Below are 2,034 nucleotides of genomic sequence, written 5' to 3' on the forward strand. Positions count from 1 at the left end.
GGCAAGGAAGGCTTGCCGCCAGCGGTGTCATCGCTGACAGCCACACCACTGCTGTTTGGCATCTACCTCAAGTGGGGATTCCCGGCCGGCGCCGAGGACAGCCAGCGGACGGAAATCTGGTACGGGCCGACAACCAGTCTGGAGGCTGCGACCAAGCTGGCGGATCTGGCTTACCCGCAAAACGATTATTCACTGCAGCACCTGCAGGCGGGGGCGCGCCTGTTTTTTTGGGTACGCCTGATCGACCGTACCGGCAACGTGGGGCCTTTTTATCCGACAGGCCTTGGCGTCATGGGGCAGGCCWGTTCCGACGCGGGACCGATTCTTGATCAGATCGCGGGTCAGATCTCTGAGTCTGAGTTGGGCGGTAGCTTGCTCGGCAGGATCGATTTGATTGATGGCCCGGCAACCCTGCCAGGGTCGGTGAGCAATCGCTTGAATGAGCTGGATGAACGGGTAGGCGAAGGGCAGGCCGCGCTGCAACAGCAAATCGATCAGGTCAACACCATTGCCAAGTCGGGGGAGTATCAGAAAGAAAAAGCCTACGATGTTGGCGACTCGATTCGTCTGGATGACCGCCTGTACCAAGCCAAAATCGCGGTGCCAGCGGATGTCAGCGGAGCGAAGTCGCCCCCGAATGCGACCTATTGGATGGACGTTGGCCAAGTGGTATCGGATTCGAACGGCCTGGCCGCACGGGTTAATGTCACTGAAAGCAAAATCACCAGCATCGAGGGGGTTAATACCAGCCAAGGCACGGCGATCACCGGGCTAAACAACAGCCTGACCACCACCAACACCAACGTGACCGCCGCGCAAAACGCGGCGAACGCGGCCAACACCCTTGCCGGTGGCAAGGGCAAGGTGCTGGTGCAGACGGCGGCGCCGGCGGCGGCCGATCAGCTGGCGCAGAATCTGTGGATCGACATCACCGGAGGAGCGAACACCCCGAAGCGCTGGACTGGCTCGGCGTGGGCGGCGGTCACTGACAAGGTGGCCACCGATGCGGCGGCAGCGGCGGCCAATGCGCTGACTCAAGTGGCGACCAAGGCCGAGGCGGCGACCGTTACAGCCCTGAGCAACACCGTGACACAGCAGGGTGATGCCATCACGGCACAAGGGCAGTCGCTGACTGGTATCCAAGCCAGCATTGGTGGACTTGGGGCCGCCGGCACCAACCTGCTGGTGGACAAATACAGCTGGCTCACGTCGCCGACTTTGCCGGTCACCGTCAGCGGCTCAAGTCTGGCGCGTATCGGCGTGGCCGTGGCCGAGGCGTCATCGGGCTACGGCATCAAGATGACAACGGCCAGCACGTCCACCAGTCAGTTCCTGATGCTTTCGCCGACCAACAACCTGGCCGGCTGGAACATCGATATGGAACCCGGGACGTATCTGGTATCGATGTACGTGCAATCCTCGGCCGTGGGTGCGATGCGCGTTTCGATGTACAACGGCAGTCATCGTTATTCGGTGAACGCCACCTATAGCACCACGCGTCAACGGCTGGTGTTCGTCTGCACCGCCACCGCGTTTGCGCGGGCCGCGATCACGATCTACCCGAACATGTCTGCCCTGGCAGCCGGTACGGAAATCACGATTGACAGCGTGATGATCGAGAAAATGGCCGGGGCGAATACCAGCATCACGCCTTCACCCTTTGTCGCCGGCAATTCCGCCGCGTCCGTTTCTGGGCAGGCGGTGGCGACGTCGGCGCTGGATGCCCGGGTAAGCCAGACCGAAACCGGCCTGACCAGCCAAGGCAGTCAGCTGACGTCGCTGAGCAACACCGTGGCGGGCAAGGCGGACAACAGCGCGCTGCAGTCGCTGGCGTCCACCGTCTCGCAACAAGGTGACACGCTGACCAGCCAAGGCTCGGCAGTCACTCAGCTGCAGAGTACGGTGGGCGCGATTGGCGGCAACGGGGTCAACCTGCTGCCGGGTGAGTACACGGCGTTTTCGGCCGCACCGCCGACCCTGCAAAAGGTATCCACTACTGTCGTCACGACCGAGGCGGACGCCACGGCCTACACC

1 pseudogene is annotated in these 2,034 nt (G+C 62.4%); it reads left to right on the forward strand.

From position 1 onward, the window contains the following. Positions 1–2,034: pseudogene (locus ACXRVY_RS26125) on the forward strand (hypothetical protein); the annotation flags it as partial.

The sequence above is a fragment of the Pseudomonas sp. P5_A2_2 genome, assembly GCF_054177685.1.